Genomic DNA, 22,756 nt, shown 5'->3' with positions numbered 1-22,756 from the left:
GAGATCTCTAAAGCAAGAAGACTTCAATATTTGAACTGAATAGAAATGATATCTTCCTGCCTGTTTATTTTTCCTTTTTTTGAGCTAATTTAAATGAGTTTTTCTACAGAGTCAATTTGAAATCTTCGTTTAGTGGAGTTTACGGCTTTTTTCTACTTTAATTGTTATTTAGATAGAATATAAGATGCATTTTTTTGAAGAAATTCTTCTTTAGTTTAATTAATAAAAAAGAGGAAAAATAGTTTTGATTAAATAGCAGATTTAAGAGAACCCAATCAATCTTATATATCGTTGGATGGAATGGAATTCTAGTATTTTATGCAGCATAAATTAAATTTTTATGCAGTACGAATTAGATTTTTACGCAGTATGAAAGCAAGAAATCAGAAAAAGTATGGCAAGGCAAACACAAAATATAATCTCAACATATCTTAAAAATTTATCTTCCATAATTTTAATATACACTAAACTCATATAAATTATTTATCCTGTTTCATCCTACATACACATACTTAACATGCTTTCTAACTGCTTCTCTATTTTATAGCCCAGTCTTAATTAAGTTCGGCACGTATATTGAAAATATTTTCATGTATGAAGGCTATGAAGCTGATAGCTCGGAATGAAAAACTTGATTGGCTTCATTTTGGGAGAAAAACATCGTTTATTTAACCGTAGAGGGTTTCTTCATCAGAAACTACTGGCAAGCCTGAAACTCAACCTCTTTTACCAGAATATTAAATCCATAAAATTTATCCAGATAAACTTAGCTTTCCCGATTCCATGAGGCAAATAAACCCGTAGAAAAGAAGCAAAATAATTCTTTTTATTTCCTGAAAAGCAAGACCTGGTGATTATGCAGCTCCATGTTAGCTAATCTTTCCTCCATGAATTAATGGCAAAGCATCCTGAAAATCAATTTTAATTTCTAAATATATTTATATGGAATGAAGGACAGTTTATTTAATGGGCATCTGTGGATATAACGACTAATAGCTTATGCTATCAGTCAATCATAAAGCCTGAATAAACAGGTTAAGAAGAAAATAATCAGGAGGAGAAATCTATGATGCAAGCGTTTATAGTAGAACATTATCTGAATAAGGATGTAGACGTTTACTGTGGTGGTCCCGACGTTTTCAGTGGAAATGTAGTAGCCTGTGCCGATAATGTACTGACGCTTGATAATGAAGGGAGACTTACCCATATAGCAATCGACAAAATAATAGCATTGTGGGGTCAATAAGCTCAAGATTATATATTAAAAACATCATATTAATTGGAATAACCAGAACAGGTGAAATCTTACTTATTTTCTAAACCTGGATAAAATTGGATGAAGTGTTTGGCGACTGGATCGGACTTTGTTCCCGGAAAAAGAAGTTAGTTCAAGCCAGCAGGGTAAGAAAGTCCGTCATATTGGAAAAATATCTGAGGTGCAAAGAAATGCAGTCTTTTATAGTGAAAAACCTTCGAGGTGAGGTTGTAGATGTCTACTGTGGGGGTCCAGATGTCTTTAGCGGAAGGGTAGAAAGCTGCGAAGACAATGTGCTCTGTCTTGAACAGAATGGAAAGTACACGTACATAGCAATGGATAAAATCATAGCTGTATGGCGTGCACAAGCTCCATAAAAAATTTACTGAATAAGGATACTGGATATAATGGAAAAGTCTGGAAGTAAGAAGTTCCTCCTTTTCCACCAGTTTTTAAGCTCTCAAAAGACTCAGGCTGTCCTGCCAGCTTAAAATTTTTGTATATGCTGTCCCTTTTTACTTCCGTAGCTTATGCTTTCATATGGCTTTTTGCATGGGAAGCAATAAACTCCCTCATCAATTTTGCCCCGAGCATGGCGGTTTGACCGGAATCATATTCAGGGGCAATTTCTACAATATCAAAAGCCATTGAGAAAGGCGCAAGCGTTCTTATTGCAGTCCTTACGTCCCTTGCACTCAGCCCGAAAGGCTCAGGCGTGCCCAAACCGGGGGCATAAGCCGGATCTATTGCATCCATGTCAAGGGAAAGATATAGCTGGCTGCAGTCAAGCCATTCGAGAGCCTCTTTAAGGATCTCTACCATACCTGTGGATTCCACATCATCGGCTGTATAGTATTTCAGATTATTTTCCCTTGCAAAAACCCACTCTTCTTCAGGACCGCTTCTTATGCCTATAGAGACCATGTTCTTTGTAATCTCATCGAGAATATTTCTGGATACGCAGGCATGGTTATGCTTAAAACCTCTGTACTCTTCCCTCAAATCGAAATGAGCATCCAGAATGAGTATCCCAAAATCCTCTCCTGCAGCTTCAGCACAGGCTTTTGCCATAGCAAAGGTCAGGGAATGTTCTCCTCCAAGCATAATGGGAAGCTTTCCATCTTTCAGGAGGTCTTTTGTAGCTTCGTAGAGGCTTTCCAGAGTCTCATCAACCGAGGCTGAGGTTTCCAGGTTTCCTGCATCATGGATAGGTAGATCCACAAGATCTATGTCGAAAGTCGGGTTATAACTCTCGAAATTTGCAGAAACCTGCCGCATTGCATCCGGAGCCCAACGGCTGCCTGCCCTGAAAGAAGAGGTGTTGTCAAAAGGCACACCGAAGATAACATAACGAGCAGACTCATAGTCTGCAAGAGCATCTATAAAGGAATTGGGTAAAAACATAGTGTAACCTATATAATTATTCATTTAAAAAAGAATAGCTCAGGTTTTTTAACCTGAGTTTTTACTTTGGTTCTGGAAGTTTAAGTCCTTATGTCGAGTTTGGTCTTGCCGAGAGCTGTGATGTAAGGAACTTCCTCACCCTCTTTGACCTTATCCTTGTACTCATCGGGGATTACAATCTCAAAGGTTGAGAAGTCTCCCAGATCCATGAGCTGGACAATGTCACCAGTAATCGAGATTACCTGTGCGGTTTTTCTTTCCACAATCGGAACATAGATTTTGTTTGCAACGGAACCTACGTAGGAGCGCTTCTGACCATCAAAGAGACCGATAGCCTCTATCCTTGCCTTTGCAGCTCCGTGCTTTCCCGGCTTGGATTTTGTAATGCTCTTTATGACGCATGCTTCGTCATCAATAATTACGTATTTTCCTTCTTTGAGATCTTTAACTTCTACCTGTTGTTTCATAACAATTCTCCCTTACGTTTTTAGGATATTTATAAATAAGCTGTAAAACACAATTCCGGGCTCCCTTGATAAAATTCCGCGATCTGGTGGAGTAGTATAAGAAGGCTTTCCTGATTTTTAAGCCTGCCTCTTACTCTATCCATGCATCGCTCAGACCTGCATGGAAAAACTGGAAAATATTCCGAGCTTGGGGGTGCCTGCAGAATTCATCCATAGATCGAGATCTAATACGATTAATTATCCATGACTATATAACGCTTATGCGAGATTTTGCGCCTTTAAGCCAACTTTCGGGGAAAACTGCCCTGAATATCCCAAAAATTCGTGGCTAAAGATAATCCCAGACTAAGGGAAATACTGGATTTCAAGGAACATTTTCCTTCCGGTTTTCTCTTCAAAAATTGAGTTCAAGTTCTTTTAATTTCTCCAATCTGGGTACTCCTTTATCATCCCAGCCGCGGTAATGATAGTACTCCTGAAGCGCAGCTTTAAACTCCTGCCTAGAAAATCCATATCCTTCATTTTCTTCTACATTTTCAAACAGCCTCTCAGGAAGGGTATCATCTTCGCAGGTAAATCCTGCTTTAAGGTTATAAATTCTTTCAAGATTATAGATTCTTTCTCCAACTCTCAGGAGTTCTGCAGGTGATATTTCTATACCTGTTCCCGAAAGCAGGAGAGATGAACCGAGTTCTTCATTAATGGCAAAATCTGAGAAGGGGCAGAATACAAAAGAGTCAAGCACAGCGGTCAGGTTTTCAAATACCTGAAGGATACCTGCTTTTCCTTTGAAGCTCAGACGATCAAGATTCACTGGCTTCCCAAGCACCTCGGGTCCTACCATGAAAGCAGTCAGGTAGTCTCCACCGTGGCTGGATGTGGCATAAGCCAGTGCCTGTCCCTTTACTCCTCGTGGATCAAAGCCTCCGAGTTCAAGCCCCTTCACATCCATGCTCAAATCCTCTCTCCCAATACCTGAAAGATATCTTTTGGCTCCGCTCCCCATTTTTTCCCCTTCCCCTATTTCAAGGAGCAGGGATTCCAGTCCTTTAGCTTCTATTTTTCCAGGCTTGAGTTCTGAACATGCCCCGAGTATGGAACCTGCCGAGATCGGATCAAGCCCGTAATCCTTGCATATTTTGTCCGCTCTCAGCACCGAAATCAGGTCAGGGTTTTCAAGGTTAAACCCGAATGCCCAGAGGGAATCATAATCAGGCACAATCTGCCCTGTTTCTTTAATCTTTTTCTTGCAGCCCAGAGGACAGCCAGGGCAGCTCTCTTTTTCAAGCTCAAAAGAGGATTTAATACTCTCTCCTGAAAACGCATCTGCAAAAGAAGTTCCTCTCCTGGAGAAGTTTCTTGTTGGGATGAGATTCATATAATCCAGTAATTTTACAAGAGCGCATGTGCCGTAATTTGCAAGTCCTTTGGAAAGCACAGGGCTCGCATCAAAAAGTTTCAATACTTTTGTCTCAAGCTCCCGGAATCTATCTGGATCAGAAGGTAAAAGTTCGGCTTCTCCTCTTACGACCACGGCTTTGAGCATCTTTGAGCCTGCAACCGCACCAAGACCCCCTCTTCCACTGTGAAGGAAGTCTACAACAAATGAAGAAATAAGAACCTGCTTCTCTCCTGCTCTGCCTATACAGGCTACGCTGCCTTTTTCCTTAAGAGCCTCAGTACATGCCCTGATATTCTTTCCCCAGAGCTGTCCTGCCGACAAAATTTCAATATTTCCCTCCCCAATTTCTATATACGAAGGTCTTTCTGCCTTTCCGGCAATGATCAGGGCGTCAATTCTGGCTTTCCTGAGTTCTCTCCCGAAGTCCCCACTAATATTCCAGCTAAATATTGTACCTGTCAGCGGCGATTTTGATGTCAGGACTGCTCCAGAAGCCATGGGAGCAAGACCAGAAAGAGGTCCGGAGGTAAAAATTAATGGATTTGCCGGGCTAAGAGGATCATTATCTGGGTCTGTAAGTTCAGAAAGCAGTTTTACCCCAATTCCCCTGCCGCCCAGATATTTTCTAATTAAACTTTCTTCAGTCCTGAAGGTCTTCACTGATCCTGAACCAAGGTCTATATATATTGTTTTTCCTGCCCAGCCATCCATATTAATTCCTCAATTCCCTTTCCCGGTTTGCTATTTAATCCTTATTTCTAATCTTACTTCTCTAATGCTTCCTTATTTTTGATCTTACTTTTCTAATGCTTCCTTATACCTTTTCCAGGTTAGTTATCTTTATATAACATGTTTTACAGTTTTTTATCCCTTCTTTCTGGTTATAGATTCGATTTTAACTCTTAATTTGCCTCAATCTGATCTATTATTCTCTTTGCTTCCCTTTCCATATAATCCGCTTCGTCAGCTGAAATCTGGTTGCACATTTCCATTTCTCTAGCCAGATGAATGAAGGATTTAAGCATTGAAACGGCTTTTGCGTTGTCACAGTTTTCATAGTGGCACATCGAGGTATCCAGAAGGGTAGCCAACCCTGTTTTTGTTTTAACCTGGCATTTATATGTACATTCTACATATTCCTTAAGAGCCAGTATCCTGTCGAGGGGTGTTAACTCAGAAGAACAGTTGTCTGGAATCTGGGTTTCATCGTCTGTCCCGTCATCTGTCCCCGCATCGAATTCATTGTCTGGAAATTCAGTACAATTGTCTGTATCATTTTCTGTCTCGTTTCCATTCACAGGCGGCACTTCATCCAAATCAAGGGTAAACATGTAGATATCCTCGTTTCCATTGCGAGAGTCCTGCCAAACTATTCTGTTCTCATAGATAGCAGGATAATTTGCTGATCCAGTGTTACTGATTTTACTTTTAGTGGCAGTGGAGATATTGTACATGTAAATGTCCCAGTTTCCATTGCGATCATCTGCCCATACTACTCTATCCCCATAGATATTCGGATTCATCTGGCACGATTTATTAGGAGTTACCTGGGTCTCCGTGGAGGTCGAGATATTATACATGTAGATATCTCCATTTTCGCGTCCTCCGTTGCGGGAATCCTGCCAGACTATCCTGTTGCCGTAGATATCAGGATTCTGCTGCTCTGCCTCATCGTTTGTGATCGGAATTTTAGCGGAAGTGGAAATATTATACATTTGAATATCCCAATTTCCATTACTATCATCCTGCCAGACTATCCGGTCTTCGTAAATAACTGAGTTTCTTTCCGAACCTGCAGTCGCATTTCCTATGGTCATAAAAAATAGAACAAAAAATATTCCAGAGAAAATTACAGTTCTGTTATCAATTTTCATTTAACTTACCCCTTAATCCATAAAGGATTTCTACCCCTGGTTTGAAGTGTTCCAGAATCCGATTCTCGTTTTTGCGCATTGAGTTCTAATTTGCAGGAAGAATTTTTTTACAACTATCCAGGTGTACGAGACCTGCAGCCTCTACTCTGAAAACCTTTTAGAACTTCAATCACAATCTTCAAACTTAGTCTTTTAATCTACTAAAGGCACTGAGTTCTGGAGCCTAATTGTGACTGTGACATTCAAAAAACAGATCAAAAAAGTCTCAGCTTTTTCGCTGGTTCCAGGAGACCAGGTTGAAAGAATGGATTTTACCCTTTCCATTCTAAAAAAATTATATGCAGTACAGAATATATCTTTTTCGATTTAAGTTAACACCTAATATTTTAGATTAATAGTTTAAAATAACAAATAAAATTCTTATCTTTCCTGGATATTTTTTAAAAGGGCGGATATGCTTTTTTACTAATTTGAAAAAATAAATTTATTATCAATTCTCCCAGAATTTACCGATTTTAGGATTATATCCTGAAAATCCTGAAAAAGCTAGTCTTTAAGACAGGTAATCTCAAATATTATTTTATGAATCTGAAGAAACCTTACATAGTTTCTGTATATGCCATTCTCCGGAATGAGAAAGGCGAGTTTCTGCTTCTCAGGCGGTCGGAAAACTCCCACAGCAATCCGGGAAAATGGGATCTGCCAGGGGGAAAGCTGGTTCGTGGGGAACCCCTTGAAGAAGCTGTTGTGCGGGAAGTCTGGGAAGAGACCGGGATCTCAATCGTGCCTGGAGGGATCGCAGGGTATGCCACCTTTGAGCTTCCGGATAAAAGGGTAATTGCTATAGTATATAATGGGGGATATGTTATTGCTGATGTAAAGTTGAGTCACGAGCATGTGGAATACATATGGAGTCCTCTTAATCGCATCCTGAAGATGGATGCTCTTCCTGACCATTTCAGAGAATTCTTTATGAGATTCGCCGCGGAAAATAAAGAACCTCCAGAACTGCCTATTTAATCCAGATTTACTTTGAGGTCACTTTAAGAAAAATTTACTTGAAATCAAATCTACTTGAGATATTTCTCCTCAAGTATTTTCCTTTTTTTCCTGCTGTGCAGCCAGCTTATTCCTAGATAGAGGAGAACTGCTAGAGCTGCAAAACCTGCTAAACGCAGCACATTGCCGTACTTGCTCAGGAGGAGAGGATTTATGTTATCTCTCAGCTCATACTCGGGATACATTATGTCTCGCCTGTTGTTGCTGTGACCCAGCCCAAGGGCATGTCCAAACTCATGTTTTGCAATAGAGAGCATTGTAGCATCCCCGTACTGACGCCAGGCTTTTCCCTTGTAGTTCCCGACCTCAAGAACTATATCTACCCGTACAAACCGACCATTAGATACCGTGGGGCTTGCATAACCGGCTACGCCTGAAGGAGCTCCTTCAACAGCTTCCAGGTTTTCTACCCATTTTACTCTGATATCAGCATCTTTCGAATCAGCAAATTCGAAAACAGGCTTGTATTTTAGTTTTCCATTTCCTCCTTTCTCCCAGTATTCCATAGCCTTTTCTATCTGTGTATAATAGGTAGGGCTATAGTGTTCGGGAACATTGGTGTTGTCTATATATACAGTAATAGGGGAATGATCCCACGGATAGTCCAGAATCCTTTCTTGATTTGAATTGGATGCAGCTGAAACAGCAGGTAAAATAGGTACTATCAGTAACAGTACAAAAAACAGTTTAATTCCGTAAATACGGTTTCGATTTATACGAATCAGCCTCCATACTAAATGCTATCTGACCCTGAGAACTTGATGTAAATGTATCGATCTCCTGAATATATCTACATACCCCACAGCTCCCTCGCATATATTCGCATAAGCCTGATGCAAAAGCGTGGTTTAATTGACGTATTGTTTTAATTATTTACGGAGATGCTCCCGGCAGTAGCTTCTTGTCAGAGAATTATTCTATAAAAATTAGAAAACTTTTGTAATATTTTTACAATATTTATAAAAACCTGATTGATATGATTGATATATTACTGGACCTTCCTATTTATTTAAGAGCTGCTCTGGAGATATCACATATCTCACAGTTGGGATCAGAGCAGTGTTTTTCTTCTTTCTCTTCCTCACATCCATCCTCCGGGAATTCGGATGCAAGCGCTCTTGTACTTTCGGCAAGCACGGCAGCATTGGAGATGGATGCTCCTATCATAATGGCGTAAAATATCTTTTCTTTTTTTATCCCTCTTCTTTTTGCAATTCTAATGTGCATTTTCAGGCAATGCTCGCAGCGAAGAGCAGATGCCACACCTATGGAAATAAGTTCCACCGTTTCCGGGTCAAGATTCTTAAATTCCCTCATTATGGAGTTATCATAAAGCGTTTTTGGAATAAAAATCTCCGGAAGATCCTTCATGAAGTTCATGATGTAAGGAACTTCGCCATACTGATTCCGGACATCCTCAAGGAGTTCAGGAATAGCTCTCTCAGGGTCCTCTTTTAAAATTTCCACAATATCCTCAAGTTCCATACGAAACCACCAGCATAGATCAACGTGGAAAAAGGGTTCAGTCACCGTTTTCCGGGTAAGGCTTTACAGTTTAAAGGATAAGTGAAAATACACGAATCCAGTAAAAATGCAAAGTTGACAACTCTTAACACAACAGAATTCGGATCAAATTGCAAAACCAACTTCAGATTTAGATTTGATTTTTATCAATATATAATTTTTCATTTTTGATCTTGAAATATTTGCGAGTTCGGAAAGTGTGACCCCTTCATCAAATTCAAGTTTCTCAATCCTTTCATGGAATTCATCATAAGGCAGTTTGACTCTTAACCCATTGAGCTGAAGGGTAAGTGGAGCAGGCGAAAGTACAGTTCGGATTTCAGGAATCTGGTTTTCAATCTCTTTCATAACTCTGGCAGGAAGCACTGCGAGGGGATCTTTTGCTTGCTGCTTACGGATATTGTCAGCAATTTTCGCAACCCCTTGATTGAGTTTCTCAAGGGCTTCAATCTCTTCTGCTCTCCTTAGTCTGTGGGAAGTCCTTCCGATATTCCCAACATAGAGGTCTGCTCCGGCAACTTCCTCGGTTTTCAGGTCAGGTCCACCTGTTACCACTATCGGGATTTCTATGCCCTCAAAGAGTTTTGGCTTCTTGTTTATTATACAGTCACTGAATGACCCGAATGTGAAAACTGCAATATCGTGCTCGTTTATCAGTTTTCTTTCATAATCCATAGATAGAGACACTCTGCGCCCCATCCCCCTTGCAAGGCCTATCATGTTCGTGTTAGCTCCGGGGTGGCGAAGGTACTCGGCTACGTCACAGGCTGAATGTGGAAGGTGATGAGAGGCAAGGGTAGGGGAAACAACTGCAATCTCAACTCCGGTCAGGGGAGCTTCTATCAACATCCCTAACAGTTCGTCAGATAGCTTTTTTACTACTGGGATATCTTTTTCAGGAATAAGCATTATGAGATTTACTTCAGTCCCTGTGACCACTTTCTGGACTATGTAACCTCCCAGATCTTCCAGCAGCTCGATTAAAAGCCCATGCTTGTGGACACCACCTGTATAAAGGTAGGGTTTGAGTACAGCAGCCATCTTACGTTTTCCCTCCTTCCATCAATTTCTCGAGCATTGTCTCTGTTTCTTCGATCCATTCATGTTTTAATGCTTCCTCGGACGCTACGAAAATAAACTTGTTGCCTTTATACAGGTGGTAACGAACTCTGAAGCCTTCGGGAGTAATGCGGATTGCAAAATCAACAAGGTTCTCATGAAGTCTGTGCCTGGGATCTGCAACAACCATATCTTTAAGAAAACTCGCTTCTTCCTCTGCCCTGTCCGTACTTATGGCAACAGTCCAGCGGTCAGGCTGGCTGATATTAGCTCTCCCGTAACGTTCCCAGAGTTTTCTCAGTAGCTCCGGAATATATTGCTCTTTCTTTATTGAGATTATTATCTCGCCTGCAACCGGTTTTGCCTCCACATCGGCAATATCAATTGTTGTAACTCTGGTTCCTACATCCCTGAGGATTATTGCCATTTGAAAGAGGGAGTCTTCAGGTCTCAACACAACCTTTATTCTCCCTATTGCCGGAGCAAGCCTGAGACTTGCCATGTTGTCTTCGATTATTTTCCTGTAAAATTCCTGCTCAGAAGGAATTGCGGACTCGACAGCAAAAACCTCAAGCGAATCCATCTTTTCCTCACTCCTCTACATATCCTGAAGCAAGCAAAGCTGCTCCTACTGCTCCTATAAGATGAGAGTCTTTGGGCACGAGGACATCGATCTTGAGAAGCCTCCCCAGGGCTATTGGAACTCCTTCAATCAGGGATGAGCCTCCCACAAGAATCAGCGGTTCTATTACCTCCACTTCCTGCAACTGCTGCTCATAGATCTGTTCCACCACGCTGTAACAAGCCGCAGCTGCCACATCTTCAGGCGTAGATCCTTTAGCAAGGGAATTTACAAGGGACTGAATTCCGAAAACTATACAGTAGCTGCTCATGGGCACCCTTTCGTGCATTCCTTTGACTGCCAGGGCTCCGAGTTCAGTGATGTCTACCCCAAGCCGTTTTGAGATCATTTCAAAGAAACGTCCTGAGGCACCTGCGCAGATCCCGCCCATTGTAAACATTCCGGGGATTCCGTCTTCAACCGAGATTGCCTTGTTGTCCATACCACCTATATCAATAACGGTTGCAGGACCTTTCTGCCTGTCTGCAAGATAGACCGCTCCTTTTGAGTTGACGGTAATTTCTTCCTGGATAAGCTGAGCTTTTAAATGATTCCCTACAAGGAAGCGCCCGTATCCAGTAGTACCTAGAGCCTGGATTTCTTCCCTGGAGACCCCGGCTTCTTTCAGGGCAATAGAGTACGCCTCTTCGGCACTATCAAGGACTTTTGTTGTGGGTACCCATCCCTTGCCTATTATTTTGTTATCCCTCATTATCACGGCTTTTGTAGTTGTTGACCCTGAATCTATTCCCGCAGTCAGTCCTGTCTGAACCTCCCTTGTAAGGAGGTGCCTGCGTCTGACAATCGTGGTCAGGGCTTCCAGACGCGTGAGCAGGGTACCTGCCGTTGTGCTTTCAGTAAATGAGTAACTGATTACCGGGATTTTTGAGTGCCTGTAGATGTACCTCCTGATCTCATTTCGTACAATAGCCCCTTCAGCACAGCGGAAGCAGGTAGCAATAAAAACCCCATCCACATTGGCTGTGCCTTCGACGACAGCCTTTGCTCTGGCCATCATAAGCCTTAGATCCCCACTTGCGACCTCAAGCCCGAAATCCCTGCCTATGGTATCTATAGATGCAATATCAACCTCAGGGAAAACAAATTTTGCATTTACTTTAGCTGCAGCTTCTTCAAACTCGGGCTGAACTCCAGCATACTCAGAGCCGCAGGAAACCAGCGCAATCTTTACTACCTCGGATTTTTGAGCGCTCATTCCTTTACCTCCTCTTCTGAAGACTCTTTCTCTCCCGCCTTTTCCTCTTCTTCAGGTTTCTCCTTGGGCAGCGTTTCCAGAAATTCTGCAATTTTGTTTACAAAATCGCGGGCTTCTTCGTCGGACTCCGGATACTTTACCTCAAGAACAGGGACACCTTTTGAGCGAATCAGATATTTTACCAGTTCGTTTGTGCGATTACAACCCACACAGCCGAAGTCCGCGGGAGGGTTCTCAACAATAATTGCGGCTTCTGCCTGTTCTACAAGGGGACCCATAAGGGACATTCTTCCTCTTACTCCAGCCGGGACTTCAATTGCAGCATATTTAAGACCCAGTTTAGGGTCTTCTGGAGTTATATTTATAGGAGGAGAGTCCAGGCTGAGACTTGTAACTTTTTCTCGGATCTGGCTCATAACGGTTAAGGGTTTGTGCCCGAAACGTTCAACCAGGTCGGCCAGAATAAGACTATTTAGAGGATAAATGAAAACTTTTGCCAAAAAACTCACCTCGCAAGCTCCTCTTTAATAATTTTATCAAGATCTGAAGTTTTAAGCTTGCATTTCGTTTTGCATTTCTCTTTTACATGCTCCTTTATTTCAAGTTCGTCAAGTGCAGCTCCTATAGCCGGAAGCATTTTCACTTCTTCCCTCAAAAAATGGAATCCTGGCCGCGGGCCTCCACCCCTGCTTGCGCGGCAGCGTCTCTCATCTCCTGGAGGGAATCCCCTATCCTTTACAAAAATATGATTTTTGTCCAGCTGCCGGATTTCTTCGACCACTGCCTGGACATCGTTTTTAGCTCCTGAAACAATAAGTCCAAAACATGTCTCCTTTACCGTAACTGGAAACTCTGATTCGTAAATCTTCATAGCTGCGTCTGAAGGCAGCACTTTATCCGAACTGATTACAATGTACTTTGTTGTAATCTCTTCTTTTTCAGTTTCCGTCATCTTTCGTCTCTCCTTGGCCCCGGGAGACTTAGCCTCTATAAATGTGAATCCGTTCAAACATTTGAATTTGTTAAATTAATCAATAACTGTTGATCTGCTTATCAGCCAAGTTTAACCTTATACTGACAAGCCGATATTGCTCAGTTGTTTAGTAGCCCGGTACTTATTATGGCTATTTTATCTGTTTGCGCTAATGTATATTACTTCTTTTATATATTATTATGTGCGCTCAGTATTTTTAAGTTTGCTTGCGCACAATTTCAGTTACATATATAGTTTCTCCTTCTTTGACATCGAGGAGTTTTTCAGGATTTATTATCCGACCAACAATATTGGTTGAGGAGAATCTTTCTCCAGTAGGGCCAAAGAGCTCGTCATCGCTAATTCTAACTCCAATAGTTCCCATTCTCTTTGCCGCCTGATTTGTAATTCCTATTTCTCCTCCGAGTACCTTATCCGTGGGTGTGTTTTCCGGAAGGATTTCTTTATATTTGACGACTTCTTTTTCAGTTTTAAAAAGATAGGTGTCGTCGTATATCATATAAACAGGCAATTTTCCTACGGTTTTTGTCTTAAGCTCAAGAGCATGCCGGAAAAAATCCACAGATTTGGGGGCTTTTTCAGGATAAAGTTCAATTTCAATTAATTTTTCTTTGGGTACTGCATATGCAGTCACCTTTGCTTCTCCAAGAATCTCCAGAGTTGTTGGCGGATCCTGACTGACAATTATTCCATCATCTTTGGTATATCCAGCCCTTACCAGTTCGACTCCTATTAAAGAAAGTACGGGTTCTGCTTCCTCAAAGGTGTGCCCCAGAAGAACTATTTGAGGAGGAAGGCTTTCAACTGAGAGTTTCTGTCCTTCTTCTGCTAGCTTGATCAGTTCAATACCTTTTGTTACCTGCCCTACAACCGAATGTACAAGGCTTGAGGGTCGGTCTTCTTTAGAAATATATATCCTGCCCAATCCGTATCCTACTGTTCGGATAGAGATTGCACCTTCTTTCCTCGGCTCGAAGTTCTCGTAGGGGGCAGGTTCTCCTTTCAGACCGTCATCTGAAATAAATGAACTGGTAGTAACATCTACAGTAAAGGTTCCTTCACGGGTCAGGGCATAGAAATGCTCTGCTCCGCTGGGAGCATTTCTGGAAAGCTCTACCTCAAAATAAGTAAATATGCTATCTCCATCTTCAAGCGGAGTAGAAAGATCAGTTGTACAGACTTTCTCTGAGATTTGTTCCCACTCTATAATTGGTTCAATATTAAGAATAGTATCCTCTCTGGAAAGCCTGGATAAAATTTTTCTTCCAGACACAACTTCTGCAAAGGTTCCGTCTTCAGGAGTCCCATACTCTGCAGCATGTCTTTTCAGTGAAAAGATAAGATGAGTATTACGGGGATCAAACCCACCTGCTCCAAACATCACTTCAAACGCTTCAAAATTACCAGTCTCATGCGAAGGTTTAATGGCGGCTTCAAAGGGTCCAAAAGCCAGAGCTTCAGGGCTTGCCCAGTGCACAGGCTTCCCCTGATATTCTTTAAAATGTTTAGCCCATAAGCTTCCTGAAGGTGACTCTGGGTCTTTTACTTCTATCCTGATTTCTCCTCTGGAAGTGTTGATAGCGTACTCGGTGATTATCTCTGTCCTTTCTTCAGCGGTCTCTTTCAGAATTCCGATCGCCGTACCTTCCACGTAAGGGGCTCCGGAGACTTTAAGGGAGTCCCCAAGGGTAGAGCTTGCAGGTAAGGTATATTTTTGCCCATTCACCTCTACGCTTATCTCATTACTCGTAATCGGCACCTCATTTCGGTATTTTCCATACTAAGAGGTGGCAGCATATTTATATTTCTTCTGCAGCTTTGATCCTTTCTTCCTCAGTGAGCTGAGATAGTACGCTCTTCGGCTTACCTATGTCTACAATCTTACCATTGCGCATAAGTGCAACACGGTCACAGACCTCGTTTACAAAATCGATATCATGAGAAACGATAACAAATGTCTCTCCTAGCTCCTCTCTGGCTTTCAGGATGGAATTAGTTACTGATACCTTGGTAATAGGGTCCATAGTACCTGTTGGCTCATCCATAATAACGATTCTGGGCTCCTTGATCAGGACCTGTGCAAGTGCAATCCTATGCCGCTCCCCTTCACTCAGTTCATCGGTCATTTTGGGTAAAATAGCTTTTGCCTTGTTTTCCTCAAAGCCTGCAGCTTTGAGAGTCATTATGGCTTTCCTGACTCCGAGTTCAAAAGGCAGGTCAAGGCTAATAGATTCAGTGAGATTGTCAATTACAGAGCTGTGAGTGTAAAGGCCATACTCCTGATGCAGGAATCCCATATACTTGGTCGCCCTTCCTTTGTTTTCAACTCCGAGCTTTGTCATATCAACCCATTCATCTCCCACGCGAACCTCAACTTCCCCGGATGTGGGCGGTAAAATCCCCATAAGAATCTTTGAAGTTGTGGTTTTGCCTGCTCCGCTCACCCCAACAAGTCCGAAGATTTCTCCTTCTTTTACATCAAAGGATATACCATCTACGGCTTTTACCACGCCACGGTCAACTGAGATATAACGTTTGGAGAGGTTTCTTACCCTGATTATAGGTTCCCCGACCATGACATTTCTTTCCTGTTTTACCACGGACACGCTCTGCATGAAGATTGCAGAGACCTCAAGCGGGTTACCTTCCTGAACTACTTCTCCGTTTTCAAGCAGGATGGCTTTATCTGCCATCTGTTCTATAACTTCAGGCCAGTGAGAAGTCAGGATCATGGTCATATTATAGTTCTTTACCGCCCTGGTCATAGCATCATGGACCAGTTTTGCAGTCATGGGGTCAAGGGTGCCTGTGGGCTCGTCAGCTAACAGAAGCATGGGATTCCTCACAAGCTGCCTTGCGAGCACAACCCTCTGTTTCTCTCCACCCGAAAGTTCTCTTGCAACATGCATCATGCGGTGACTCAGGTTTACTTCTTCCAGCAGTTCGACTGCTTTTCTCATAGAGTCCTTTCCAGAGTATCCAATTTCATTCAGAGAGTTTATAACGTTTACAAGAACTCTCTCATCTCCGTAAAGGGCAAAGGTACGCTGAAGCATGATAGCTATACGCTTGGTAACGTCTTTCCTTATCGGGTCGTAAAGGGAAAGTTTCACGAAATCCGCATCGAAAGCTTCCAGGGTTTCTCCACATACAGGACATCTCTGACCTGTTTTGCTGGGACGATCTATATATCCGCACTTCGGGCAACGGGCAAGATGATATATCACTTCACCTGAGACGTTTTCAAAAGATTCTGTACCGCGCAGTATGTGCATCAGGATTGTCTTCCCGGCCCCGCTTTTTCCCAGAATTCCAACAACTTCTCCTTCGTTAATGCTTAAATTTACATTTTTCAGGGCTTTGTGACCGTTGAAATCTACGGTTAAGTTTTTTACTTCAATAAATACTGGCATGGATTTTCCTCCGCATTATGAGCTGCAAAACTTTCTGGTGGCTCTTGCCTGCCTGGGCATATAGCTCAAGAGCGAAAAGCAATTACTACAGGTGAATATTACAATAATATAAACAATGAATTTCACACATTTGGGCAGCAACTACATAAGAGTAAAGATTACATAAACATAACGCATTATTTTTTCACTGTTAACATTTAAAGCAATACTTAAAACGATTCATCTGGCGAATTTGCTTATAATCAGTGTTGATTTTGTTCTATTATATTGATTCGTTGTGTTATTTGATTCCTCTTACTATATTGGATCGTTGTGTCATTATTGATTCCTCTTACTATATTGATCCGTCGCAACATATCGGTTCATTTTATATAAAAGATGTTTTTTATACACTGGCTATAATGCTTTTACCACATCCACAACTTTTATTATGTTGTCAATTATCACGTCTGCTGCCTCTCTGAGTTCTTTGGGCCTTTTGTCACCCTGCTGCGTTGTCATAACTCCCACATCCGCTGCTCTTAACGCCCGTATGTCATTGATTCCGTCCCCTACCATGACTACTTTTTCATATTTGTTTTTTAGCTCAAGCACAATTTTTTCCTTCTTCAGGGTGTCTGAAAGGGCAAAGACTCTCTCCTGTGGAATGTTTATGAACTCAGCCAGTTGTGTGAGAGCTAAATGACTATCCCCGGATGCTATATACGTATCTACTTTCATGGAATGGAGAGTCTGAACCGTTTGTAGCGTGGTATCGAATACGTGTCCGCCTGTGCTCAGTACATAGGGTACGTTTCTGGCTTCAGAGTCAACTATCATGCCAGCTGCAAGGTAAAAAACATTAGGGCAGCGGGTTGTGACTGCCTTCAGCACATCATGTATATCACTCATTCTAGGTGATGTTCCTCTTATGATTTCATATGCAATTTCCGGGGTAAATTTTCCTTTTGAACAGCTTATACCTATTGAAACCCTGTATTCTTTTATAAACTCAAATATAGGCATGTCTTTTCTTGAGCCCAGAATTATATCACTTTCGGCGTTCAGGACTACAAGCCCACATCCATTCTTTTGCGCGACAATAGCAGTACTCTCTATATTCTCAAGGATGTTTCCGGTGCTGACTTCCTTTGCTACTCTGTACATTTGTAGAAGGGTTCCGGCGCTATCAAAGACCACTGCAATTCTTTTGGGCATACCAATTGATTACCCTATAAATAAAAAAATCTTTGCAAATCTGGAAATCCAGCATGATCTCATAAAATAAGTTTAAAGAAAAGTTAACTTCACATTATTGAAGCCCCTGAAATCAGGACTCCAGCAAAAAACCCCAGGATTACCCCGGAATTCAGGAAGGGAAGTCCTGCCTGGGGTTTTCCTTTCATCACCAGAATGGAGAGTATTGCATGCCCTACAAGAGTACCCAGCATAGCCCCGAGGACTGGATACGAAATTCCATTGTTCTCTATAAAGACGTTTGCCGAGACTACCAGCAGGGTGGGCATAACCGCATCTCCAAGACCCATGAAAAAAGCTTCACGCGTTTCTCCAGGTTTAAAATCTTCCTTCAAGAAGGAGTAATTCGAATGTTTTGGTATTACGAACAGGATTGGAAGCTTCAGATCCATTATTCCCTCAGCCATAGTAATCATATGTTTTGTCTTGTATACCGAAATGGCATCATAGATTGCAAGAAGTAGCAGAAGTACTATTACAGGGATTACTGAAAGGGAAATTCCTATCAGGGCACTGACCCCGGCTGCAATACAAACGCCTACAATGTCAACTATGTACCATTCTGGATATTTATAGAGCAAGACTGTTATTCCTATAGATAGCACGGCTGAAGCTGCACTGACTACATGTTCCGATAGATCCGGAATGAGGGTAAATAGGGCGAAGAACACATAGTAAAGTGTGCTTATAATAGCCAGGTAAATAAAAAGGCTGATTGTCCACTTCATGTTTCTCTTTAGCGCTATCAGGACAAACAGGGTAAAAACCAGGATCATTACAATATAATATATGGAATAGGACACCTGGGTTGGGTCTTCAAAAGCCTGCATCTCGTTAGCTTTCATGGGCATGGACAAAAAAAGTGCAAGAATCTGCACTATCAGGATTAATCCTCCCATGGAGAGAATAGGTAAATAATCTTTAACTGATCGTTCACTGGAACTCAAGTGTTAGACTCCTTAATTCTTAACAGTATCCCTCATCTATTGCTTTATATATTTACTGTATATTTATCTTCGATTCTTCTTGAATATTTATATAATGATTTTACTTGGAAAGCATTCTTCTTTTTATGTATCTCAACAATGCAGTTTTCCTCAATGGTACTTTCGGTATATATACCTAGGCACTGTCTTTTTTGGCAGAAACAATAATAAAAGTGACAGAATAGGACTATAGATAAGTAGCCTGTAAAAAAACTATATATTATATCTGTTTAAAAAATAAACAAAAATGGAAAATAGTAAAAATAGAAAATAGTAAAAATAGAAAAGCAGTAAATACTTAAACGCAAGTATCCCCGCTTAATAATTTTGAGATATGCTATCACAGAATACTTGTGTATGCGGAAAAATATTACAGGTATGTTAGAGGTATACGATGGAAACTAGAGATACTGTATTTCTTGCTGTGATGGTTCTGTCTGCCTTTCTTCTATCCTTTGAGTGGCTTAGAAGGTTTGCATACAGACCCACAAACCCCCTGATTATTCTCTCTGTTATGGTCCTGGTTGGAACGCTGTCTGTTATGCTCATATCTATCAACAACAAGCTTCAGGAGCTCGAAGATAAAATAGAAGCAAAGGACCGCACTCTCAAGGTCAATATGGAGAGCACGGGAATAAAGATTGAAGAAAGAATGAATGAGCTCGCAAGCAAAGTTGATAACGCAATCTATGAATTCAACCGCAGAAAGTATCACTAAACTTTATTTATAATTATTTTTTATAAGACCCTGGTTTTAATTTTCGATTTTTAAAAAAGATTATGATCGTATATTCAAATTTTGCTAACATGCAGATATAGTTTTTTATAGATATATTTAACTCTCTTTCATTTAACACTCTTCAGTGCACATTCTATATTGTAGGGCTTTATAAATAAAGATATTAATTTAAAAGAACAGTAACTTAAAAATTTTTTAAGCAGGTTTTCGAGTTTCATTTGATTTTGGGCATAAATTTGTTACTAACAATATTCGTTTTAACCGTAATATTCGCTAATTTTCGATCTACTTTGCTTCTAATTAAGAATTTTCGTGTACAAGCTCCGCAGTTTAGTAAAGTATATATACGGGATCTTCTGTAGTAAAGGAGAATATCTGAGATTATGATTACCAAAAAATAATAATTCAGATATTGAGCATCGTAAGTTATTATTACTCATAGTTAGTATTATTTGATTACTTGTGTAAGCAGGTTAAGAAGGAAAGTTAATATGCACCTTAATCTGGAACCGATTGGCATTATCAAGAGGGTTGCAAATAAATCGGAAATTTTGATTTATTCTGATTTTGAACAGGTCATAAAAAACATAGTGTCGAAAATAGGGGAAGGAGCTGAGAGGGGACAGAAGCTCCTGGTTATCCATAAAAACAACAATATAAAACAGACGGATGGCCACCAGGTACAGGTAACGAAAGCGACCTTACTGGAGAGAAATGGTAATTTGCTGACAATATCCAAAATAGACGCAAATGAAGATTCAGTGATCGATGTTCGACTTGACCTTAATGCCTGACTTTTAAGGTACATTTTGACTTTTAAGGTACATGTAAAGGCTTAAAATTTTGTATTTTTCTTTTTCCATACTGGATAGCTTTGATTATCTCTCAGGAAGGTCTGGTGGATATAAACACTGTAACCTGGTTGAAGTTCCATCCCTGATCTGAACCTCAGAATTGACTAAGAGATCCTGTTAATTTGACTGTATTCCTATTAATTCAGGCAACAGTCCGTGAATTGAACTGAAACTCCATAAATCTGATTACTTCACTTCTACTCCTGAGCAGTTGCTATTTCTAATAGTATCTATTTTATCATTCAATAGGTTCAGGATAACCGTAAATACGCGGTAAATATAAAACTATTGCACCTATAAGACGTATAGATCAACGAATAAAACAACTGTGATAAAAATAAAACTTGTCTAAAAAATGTTGGGTGCTGCATTGCGGTAAAGTTATCTGATTTGATATCGATCTGCAGTAAAACCCTTGATCTACATCCTAACCTTGGCTTTCTAAAGAAAAGTTGAAAACCAGAGATTAAAGACGAAATAAAAAAGAAATTAAAGGAAGCTCTAAAACTTCAGGGAAACTTCAGATACTCGAGGGAAAACATGGGCACAGATATAGGCGACCTGCTCCAGAAGAGAAAAGCTAAGCTTTCGGATTTTGCAAACCAGGTGGTTGCAATTGATGGTTTTAACGCACTGCACCAGTTTTTGAGCATTATTCGCCAGCGGGATGGAACTCCTTTGATCGATTCTACAGGGAGAGTAACCTCTCATCTCTCAGGCTTGCTCTACCGGACAGCAAGCCTTGTTGAAGCCGGGATCAAGCCTCTTTTTGTTTTTGACGGCAAGCCTCCTGACCTCAAGTCCGAAACTCTGAATAAAAGGAAAGAAGTAAGGGAATCTTCATGGGAGAAGTGGGAAAGCGCAAAGGCTGCAGGAGATTTAAAATCAGCTTATAAGTATGCTCAGGCTTCTTCAAAGGTAAATGAGGAGATCATTGAAGATTCCAAGTACCTGCTTGATATTATGGGAATTCCTTTTGTTCAGGCTCCCTGTGAAGGAGAAGCGCAGGCTGCACATATTGTGCTTAAAGGAGATGCGAATTGTGTTGCATCACAGGATTATGATTCCTTTCTTTTCGGAGCTCCGGTTGTCGTCCGGAATCTGGCAATCACGGGAAAACGCAAGCTTCCCGGAAAAAACGTCTATGTTGATGTCGAGCCCGAGATAATTGAGCTGGAAGAATCTCTCAAAGCCCTGGAAATTACCAAGGAGCAGCTCATAGATATAGCAATATGTGTGGGAACGGATTACAACAAAGGACTGGAAAAGGTAGGTCCTAAAACAGCACTCAAACTTATTAAAAAGCATGGAGATATTTACGCTGTGCTCCGTGAAAAAGGGGTGGAGATCGAAGCTGTGGACAGAATCAGGGAAATTTTTCTCCATCCTGAAGTAACGGACAACTACGAAATAAAGTGGGGTAAGCCTGACTCTGAAAGGCTCTTCAAATTCCTTTGTGAAGATCACGACTTCTCGGTTGACAGGGTAGAAAAAGCTGTAGAACGGCTTAAAGCAACCTCCGGAGCCCGACAGAGGACCCTTGACCAGTGGTTTTGAAAAGGGTTTATTCAGAAACATCCTTGTCCCAAATTTTTCTTTTATAAAATCTTATCTCAAATTTTCAGTCAAGGAGGTCTGAGACAGATAAAAACAGGTCCGAACACTTCCCGGAAAGAACACTCGCGTGCTCATACTCATGGAGTTGTGGACCCTGAGCTTCTCTCCACCTCTAGGGGGCTTTATGCAGTCAAATGGTCCTTTGTTGGGCTGATAGCCACAGCCCTTTTTCAGGTTTTCATTTTCTGGTTCTCGGGAAGTGTAGCTCTTCTGGCTGACACGCTCCATAATTTCGGCGATGCCGCAACTGCGGTTCCTCTGGGTCTCGCCTTTTTTCTTTCCAGAAAAAAACCCAATAAGCGTTTCACTTACGGCTACGGCAGAGTAGAGGATCTTGCAGGCCTGATAATTGTCTTGTTAATCTTTCTTAGCGCAGTTGTTGCAGCCTATGAGTCAATTTCCAGATTTTTCTTCCCGCAGCCCGTGGAGTTTCTTGGAGGAGTAATGGCAGCTTCTATTGTTGGGTTTCTTGGAAATGAGCTGGTTGCGAGATTCCGAATCAAAATAGGAAAGGAGATTGGAAGTGCGGCTCTTGTGGCTGATGGTTACCATGCCCGGGCAGATGGTTTTACAAGCCTTGCCGTGCTTTTAGGGGCACTTGGGATCTGGCTGGGTTATCCAGTAGCTGATCCTCTAGCAGGATTTCTCATCACAATTGCAATTCTTAAAATCGTCTGGGATGCAGGCAAATCTGTGTTTTCCCGCATGCTTGATGGTGTAGAACCGGATATTGTTGACGAAATCTACCTGACAGTCAAAAAAGTAAAAGAGGTAAAAGATGTTACTGAGGTAAGGGTTCGCTGGCTAGGACACAGGTTATACGCAGAAGTAAACATTGCTGTAGACCCAATGCTTTCGGTCGAAGAAGGGCACGCAATTGCCGTGGAGGTACGGCACAGGATGATGCACAGCCTGGATTATCTCTCCAACGTAGTCGTGCACGTGGACCCACTCGGTTCAGCAGGGGAATCATTTCACAGACTGTCTGAGCATGAGCACGACAATCTCCCTTCTCACTCGCACTGAATTTTAAGG

Annotated in this window: 22 protein-coding genes; 7 read left to right on the top strand and 15 right to left on the bottom strand. The window is 41.4% G+C overall.

The annotated features are described in order from the left end of the window. Window positions 1-1,066: 1,066 nt before the first annotated feature. Both MSTHT_RS08080 and MSTHT_RS08075 read left to right on the top strand, forming a co-directional pair. On the top strand, window positions 1,067-1,246 hold the full coding sequence (locus tag MSTHT_RS08080; protein ID WP_048167342.1) for an MM0924 family protein: 180 nt from the start codon (window positions 1,067-1,069) through the stop codon (window positions 1,244-1,246). 200 nt (window positions 1,247-1,446) lie between these two features. Then, a complete protein-coding gene (locus MSTHT_RS08075; RefSeq protein WP_048168471.1) occupies window positions 1,447-1,632 on the top strand; it encodes an MM0924 family protein in 186 nt (61 codons plus the stop codon). Window positions 1,633-1,783: 151 nt separating this feature from the next. Here the strand turns inward: MSTHT_RS08075 and speB are convergent, their stop codons facing one another. From speB to MSTHT_RS13775, 4 genes are all read right to left on the bottom strand, one after another. Then, complete coding sequence (gene speB / locus MSTHT_RS08070) at window positions 1,784-2,659, bottom strand: agmatinase (RefSeq protein WP_048167341.1); 876 nt, start codon at window positions 2,657-2,659, stop codon at window positions 1,784-1,786. Between the two features lie 80 nt (window positions 2,660-2,739). Continuing rightward, window positions 2,740-3,126, bottom strand: a complete 387-nt coding sequence (locus tag MSTHT_RS08065) for a translation initiation factor IF-5A (protein ID WP_048167340.1) — start codon at window positions 3,124-3,126, stop codon at window positions 2,740-2,742. A 394-nt stretch (window positions 3,127-3,520) separates the two neighbouring features. After that, window positions 3,521-5,239: an aldehyde ferredoxin oxidoreductase family protein gene (locus MSTHT_RS08060; protein WP_048167339.1), complete on the bottom strand. Its 1,719-nt coding sequence runs from the start codon at window positions 5,237-5,239 to the stop codon at window positions 3,521-3,523. A gap of 191 nt (window positions 5,240-5,430) precedes the next feature. After that, on the bottom strand, window positions 5,431-6,402 hold the full coding sequence (locus MSTHT_RS13775; RefSeq protein WP_052721858.1) for a TolB family protein: 972 nt from the start codon (window positions 6,400-6,402) through the stop codon (window positions 5,431-5,433). Between the two features lie 582 nt (window positions 6,403-6,984). Between MSTHT_RS13775 and MSTHT_RS08050 the strand changes: the two genes are divergently transcribed. Continuing rightward, entirely contained in the window at window positions 6,985-7,422 is a 438-nt protein-coding gene (locus MSTHT_RS08050) for an NUDIX hydrolase (RefSeq protein ID WP_048167338.1), read from the top strand. A 50-nt stretch (window positions 7,423-7,472) separates the two neighbouring features. Here MSTHT_RS08050 and MSTHT_RS08045 read toward each other — a convergent pair whose 3' ends face one another. From MSTHT_RS08045 to MSTHT_RS07995, 11 genes are all read right to left on the bottom strand, one after another. Continuing rightward, entirely contained in the window at window positions 7,473-8,069 is a 597-nt protein-coding gene (locus tag MSTHT_RS08045; protein ID WP_394297020.1) for a matrixin family metalloprotease, read from the bottom strand. A gap of 397 nt (window positions 8,070-8,466) precedes the next feature. Then, window positions 8,467-8,946, bottom strand: a complete 480-nt coding sequence (locus MSTHT_RS08040) for a carboxymuconolactone decarboxylase family protein (protein ID WP_048167336.1) — start codon at window positions 8,944-8,946, stop codon at window positions 8,467-8,469. A gap of 144 nt (window positions 8,947-9,090) precedes the next feature. Further along, window positions 9,091-10,026: a methanogenesis marker 7 protein gene (locus tag MSTHT_RS08035; RefSeq protein ID WP_048167335.1), complete on the bottom strand. Its 936-nt coding sequence runs from the start codon at window positions 10,024-10,026 to the stop codon at window positions 9,091-9,093. Between the two features lies 1 nt (window position 10,027). After that, complete coding sequence (locus tag MSTHT_RS08030) at window positions 10,028-10,627, bottom strand: methanogenesis marker 17 protein (RefSeq protein WP_048167334.1); 600 nt, start codon at window positions 10,625-10,627, stop codon at window positions 10,028-10,030. 7 nt (window positions 10,628-10,634) lie between these two features. Beyond that, window positions 10,635-11,882 (bottom strand): methanogenesis marker 15 protein, encoded by a 1,248-nt coding sequence (locus tag MSTHT_RS08025; protein WP_048167333.1) that lies wholly within the window; start codon window positions 11,880-11,882, stop codon window positions 10,635-10,637. Continuing rightward, window positions 11,879-12,382, bottom strand: a complete 504-nt coding sequence (locus MSTHT_RS08020; protein WP_048168469.1) for a methanogenesis marker 5 protein — start codon at window positions 12,380-12,382, stop codon at window positions 11,879-11,881. The genes MSTHT_RS08025 and MSTHT_RS08020 overlap by 4 nt, the downstream gene beginning before the upstream one ends. Before the next feature lie 5 nt (window positions 12,383-12,387). Next, window positions 12,388-12,834: a methanogenesis marker 6 protein gene (locus tag MSTHT_RS08015; RefSeq protein WP_048167332.1), complete on the bottom strand. Its 447-nt coding sequence runs from the start codon at window positions 12,832-12,834 to the stop codon at window positions 12,388-12,390. Between the two features lie 238 nt (window positions 12,835-13,072). Then, window positions 13,073-14,635: a methyl-coenzyme M reductase-associated protein Mmp3 gene (gene mmp3, locus MSTHT_RS08010; RefSeq protein WP_048167331.1), complete on the bottom strand. Its 1,563-nt coding sequence runs from the start codon at window positions 14,633-14,635 to the stop codon at window positions 13,073-13,075. A 40-nt stretch (window positions 14,636-14,675) separates the two neighbouring features. Further along, window positions 14,676-16,289 carry a methyl coenzyme M reductase system, component A2 gene (atwA, locus tag MSTHT_RS08005; protein ID WP_048167330.1) on the bottom strand — a complete coding sequence of 538 codons (1,614 nt, stop codon included), beginning with the start codon at window positions 16,287-16,289 and terminating at the stop codon, window positions 14,676-14,678. A 396-nt stretch (window positions 16,290-16,685) separates the two neighbouring features. Next, window positions 16,686-17,486, bottom strand: a complete 801-nt coding sequence (locus MSTHT_RS08000; RefSeq protein WP_048167329.1) for an HAD family hydrolase — start codon at window positions 17,484-17,486, stop codon at window positions 16,686-16,688. Between the two features lie 89 nt (window positions 17,487-17,575). Next, window positions 17,576-18,472 (bottom strand): presenilin family intramembrane aspartyl protease PSH, encoded by an 897-nt coding sequence (locus MSTHT_RS07995; protein ID WP_048167328.1) that lies wholly within the window; start codon window positions 18,470-18,472, stop codon window positions 17,576-17,578. Between the two features lie 433 nt (window positions 18,473-18,905). Here MSTHT_RS07995 and MSTHT_RS07990 point away from each other — a divergent pair, with 433 nt between their 5' ends. The 4 genes from MSTHT_RS07990 (at window position 18,906) to MSTHT_RS07975 (ending at window position 22,747) form a co-directional block, all read left to right on the top strand. Next, window positions 18,906-19,229: a hypothetical protein gene (locus MSTHT_RS07990; RefSeq protein ID WP_048167327.1), complete on the top strand. Its 324-nt coding sequence runs from the start codon at window positions 18,906-18,908 to the stop codon at window positions 19,227-19,229. 512 nt (window positions 19,230-19,741) lie between these two features. Beyond that, the gene (locus tag MSTHT_RS07985) at window positions 19,742-20,044 is read left to right on the top strand and encodes a hypothetical protein (protein ID WP_048167326.1); all 303 of its coding nucleotides are present in this window, start codon (window positions 19,742-19,744) and stop codon (window positions 20,042-20,044) included. A 600-nt stretch (window positions 20,045-20,644) separates the two neighbouring features. Then, window positions 20,645-21,661 (top strand): flap endonuclease-1, encoded by a 1,017-nt coding sequence (gene fen / locus MSTHT_RS07980; RefSeq protein ID WP_048167325.1) that lies wholly within the window; start codon window positions 20,645-20,647, stop codon window positions 21,659-21,661. 147 nt (window positions 21,662-21,808) lie between these two features. Next, window positions 21,809-22,747, top strand: a complete 939-nt coding sequence (locus MSTHT_RS07975) for a cation diffusion facilitator family transporter (protein ID WP_310572464.1) — start codon at window positions 21,809-21,811, stop codon at window positions 22,745-22,747. The last annotated feature ends 9 nt before the right edge of the window (window positions 22,748-22,756 follow it).

Origin of the sequence: Methanosarcina thermophila TM-1, from assembly GCF_000969885.1 — an archaeon.
GTDB lineage: Archaea > Halobacteriota > Methanosarcinia > Methanosarcinales > Methanosarcinaceae > Methanosarcina > Methanosarcina thermophila.
This window is presented reverse-complemented; position numbering and strand designations above follow the sequence as displayed.

Excerpts from the sequence above, each read along its gene's own strand:
- MSTHT_RS08080 (WP_048167342.1), top strand. The coding sequence starts at position 1,067 with ATGATGCAAGCGTTTATAGTAGAACATTATCTGAATAAGGATGTAGAC.
- MSTHT_RS08075 (WP_048168471.1), top strand. The coding sequence starts at position 1,447 with ATGCAGTCTTTTATAGTGAAAAACCTTCGAGGTGAGGTTGTAGATGTC.
- speB (WP_048167341.1), bottom strand. The coding sequence starts at position 2,659 with ATGTTTTTACCCAATTCCTTTATAGATGCTCTTGCAGACTATGAGTCT.
- MSTHT_RS08065 (WP_048167340.1), bottom strand. The coding sequence starts at position 3,126 with ATGAAACAACAGGTAGAAGTTAAAGATCTCAAAGAAGGAAAATACGTA.
- MSTHT_RS08060 (WP_048167339.1), bottom strand. The coding sequence starts at position 5,239 with ATGGATGGCTGGGCAGGAAAAACAATATATATAGACCTTGGTTCAGGA.
- MSTHT_RS13775 (WP_052721858.1), bottom strand. The coding sequence starts at position 6,402 with ATGAAAATTGATAACAGAACTGTAATTTTCTCTGGAATATTTTTTGTT.
- MSTHT_RS08050 (WP_048167338.1), top strand. The coding sequence starts at position 6,985 with ATGAATCTGAAGAAACCTTACATAGTTTCTGTATATGCCATTCTCCGG.
- MSTHT_RS08040 (WP_048167336.1), bottom strand. The coding sequence starts at position 8,946 with ATGGAACTTGAGGATATTGTGGAAATTTTAAAAGAGGACCCTGAGAGA.
- MSTHT_RS08035 (WP_048167335.1), bottom strand. The coding sequence starts at position 10,026 with ATGGCTGCTGTACTCAAACCCTACCTTTATACAGGTGGTGTCCACAAG.
- MSTHT_RS08030 (WP_048167334.1), bottom strand. The coding sequence starts at position 10,627 with ATGGATTCGCTTGAGGTTTTTGCTGTCGAGTCCGCAATTCCTTCTGAG.
- MSTHT_RS08025 (WP_048167333.1), bottom strand. The coding sequence starts at position 11,882 with ATGAGCGCTCAAAAATCCGAGGTAGTAAAGATTGCGCTGGTTTCCTGC.
- MSTHT_RS08015 (WP_048167332.1), bottom strand. The coding sequence starts at position 12,834 with ATGACGGAAACTGAAAAAGAAGAGATTACAACAAAGTACATTGTAATC.
- atwA (WP_048167330.1), bottom strand. The coding sequence starts at position 16,289 with ATGCCAGTATTTATTGAAGTAAAAAACTTAACCGTAGATTTCAACGGT.
- MSTHT_RS08000 (WP_048167329.1), bottom strand. The coding sequence starts at position 17,486 with ATGCCCAAAAGAATTGCAGTGGTCTTTGATAGCGCCGGAACCCTTCTA.
- MSTHT_RS07990 (WP_048167327.1), top strand. The coding sequence starts at position 18,906 with ATGGAAACTAGAGATACTGTATTTCTTGCTGTGATGGTTCTGTCTGCC.
- MSTHT_RS07985 (WP_048167326.1), top strand. The coding sequence starts at position 19,742 with ATGCACCTTAATCTGGAACCGATTGGCATTATCAAGAGGGTTGCAAAT.
- fen (WP_048167325.1), top strand. The coding sequence starts at position 20,645 with ATGGGCACAGATATAGGCGACCTGCTCCAGAAGAGAAAAGCTAAGCTT.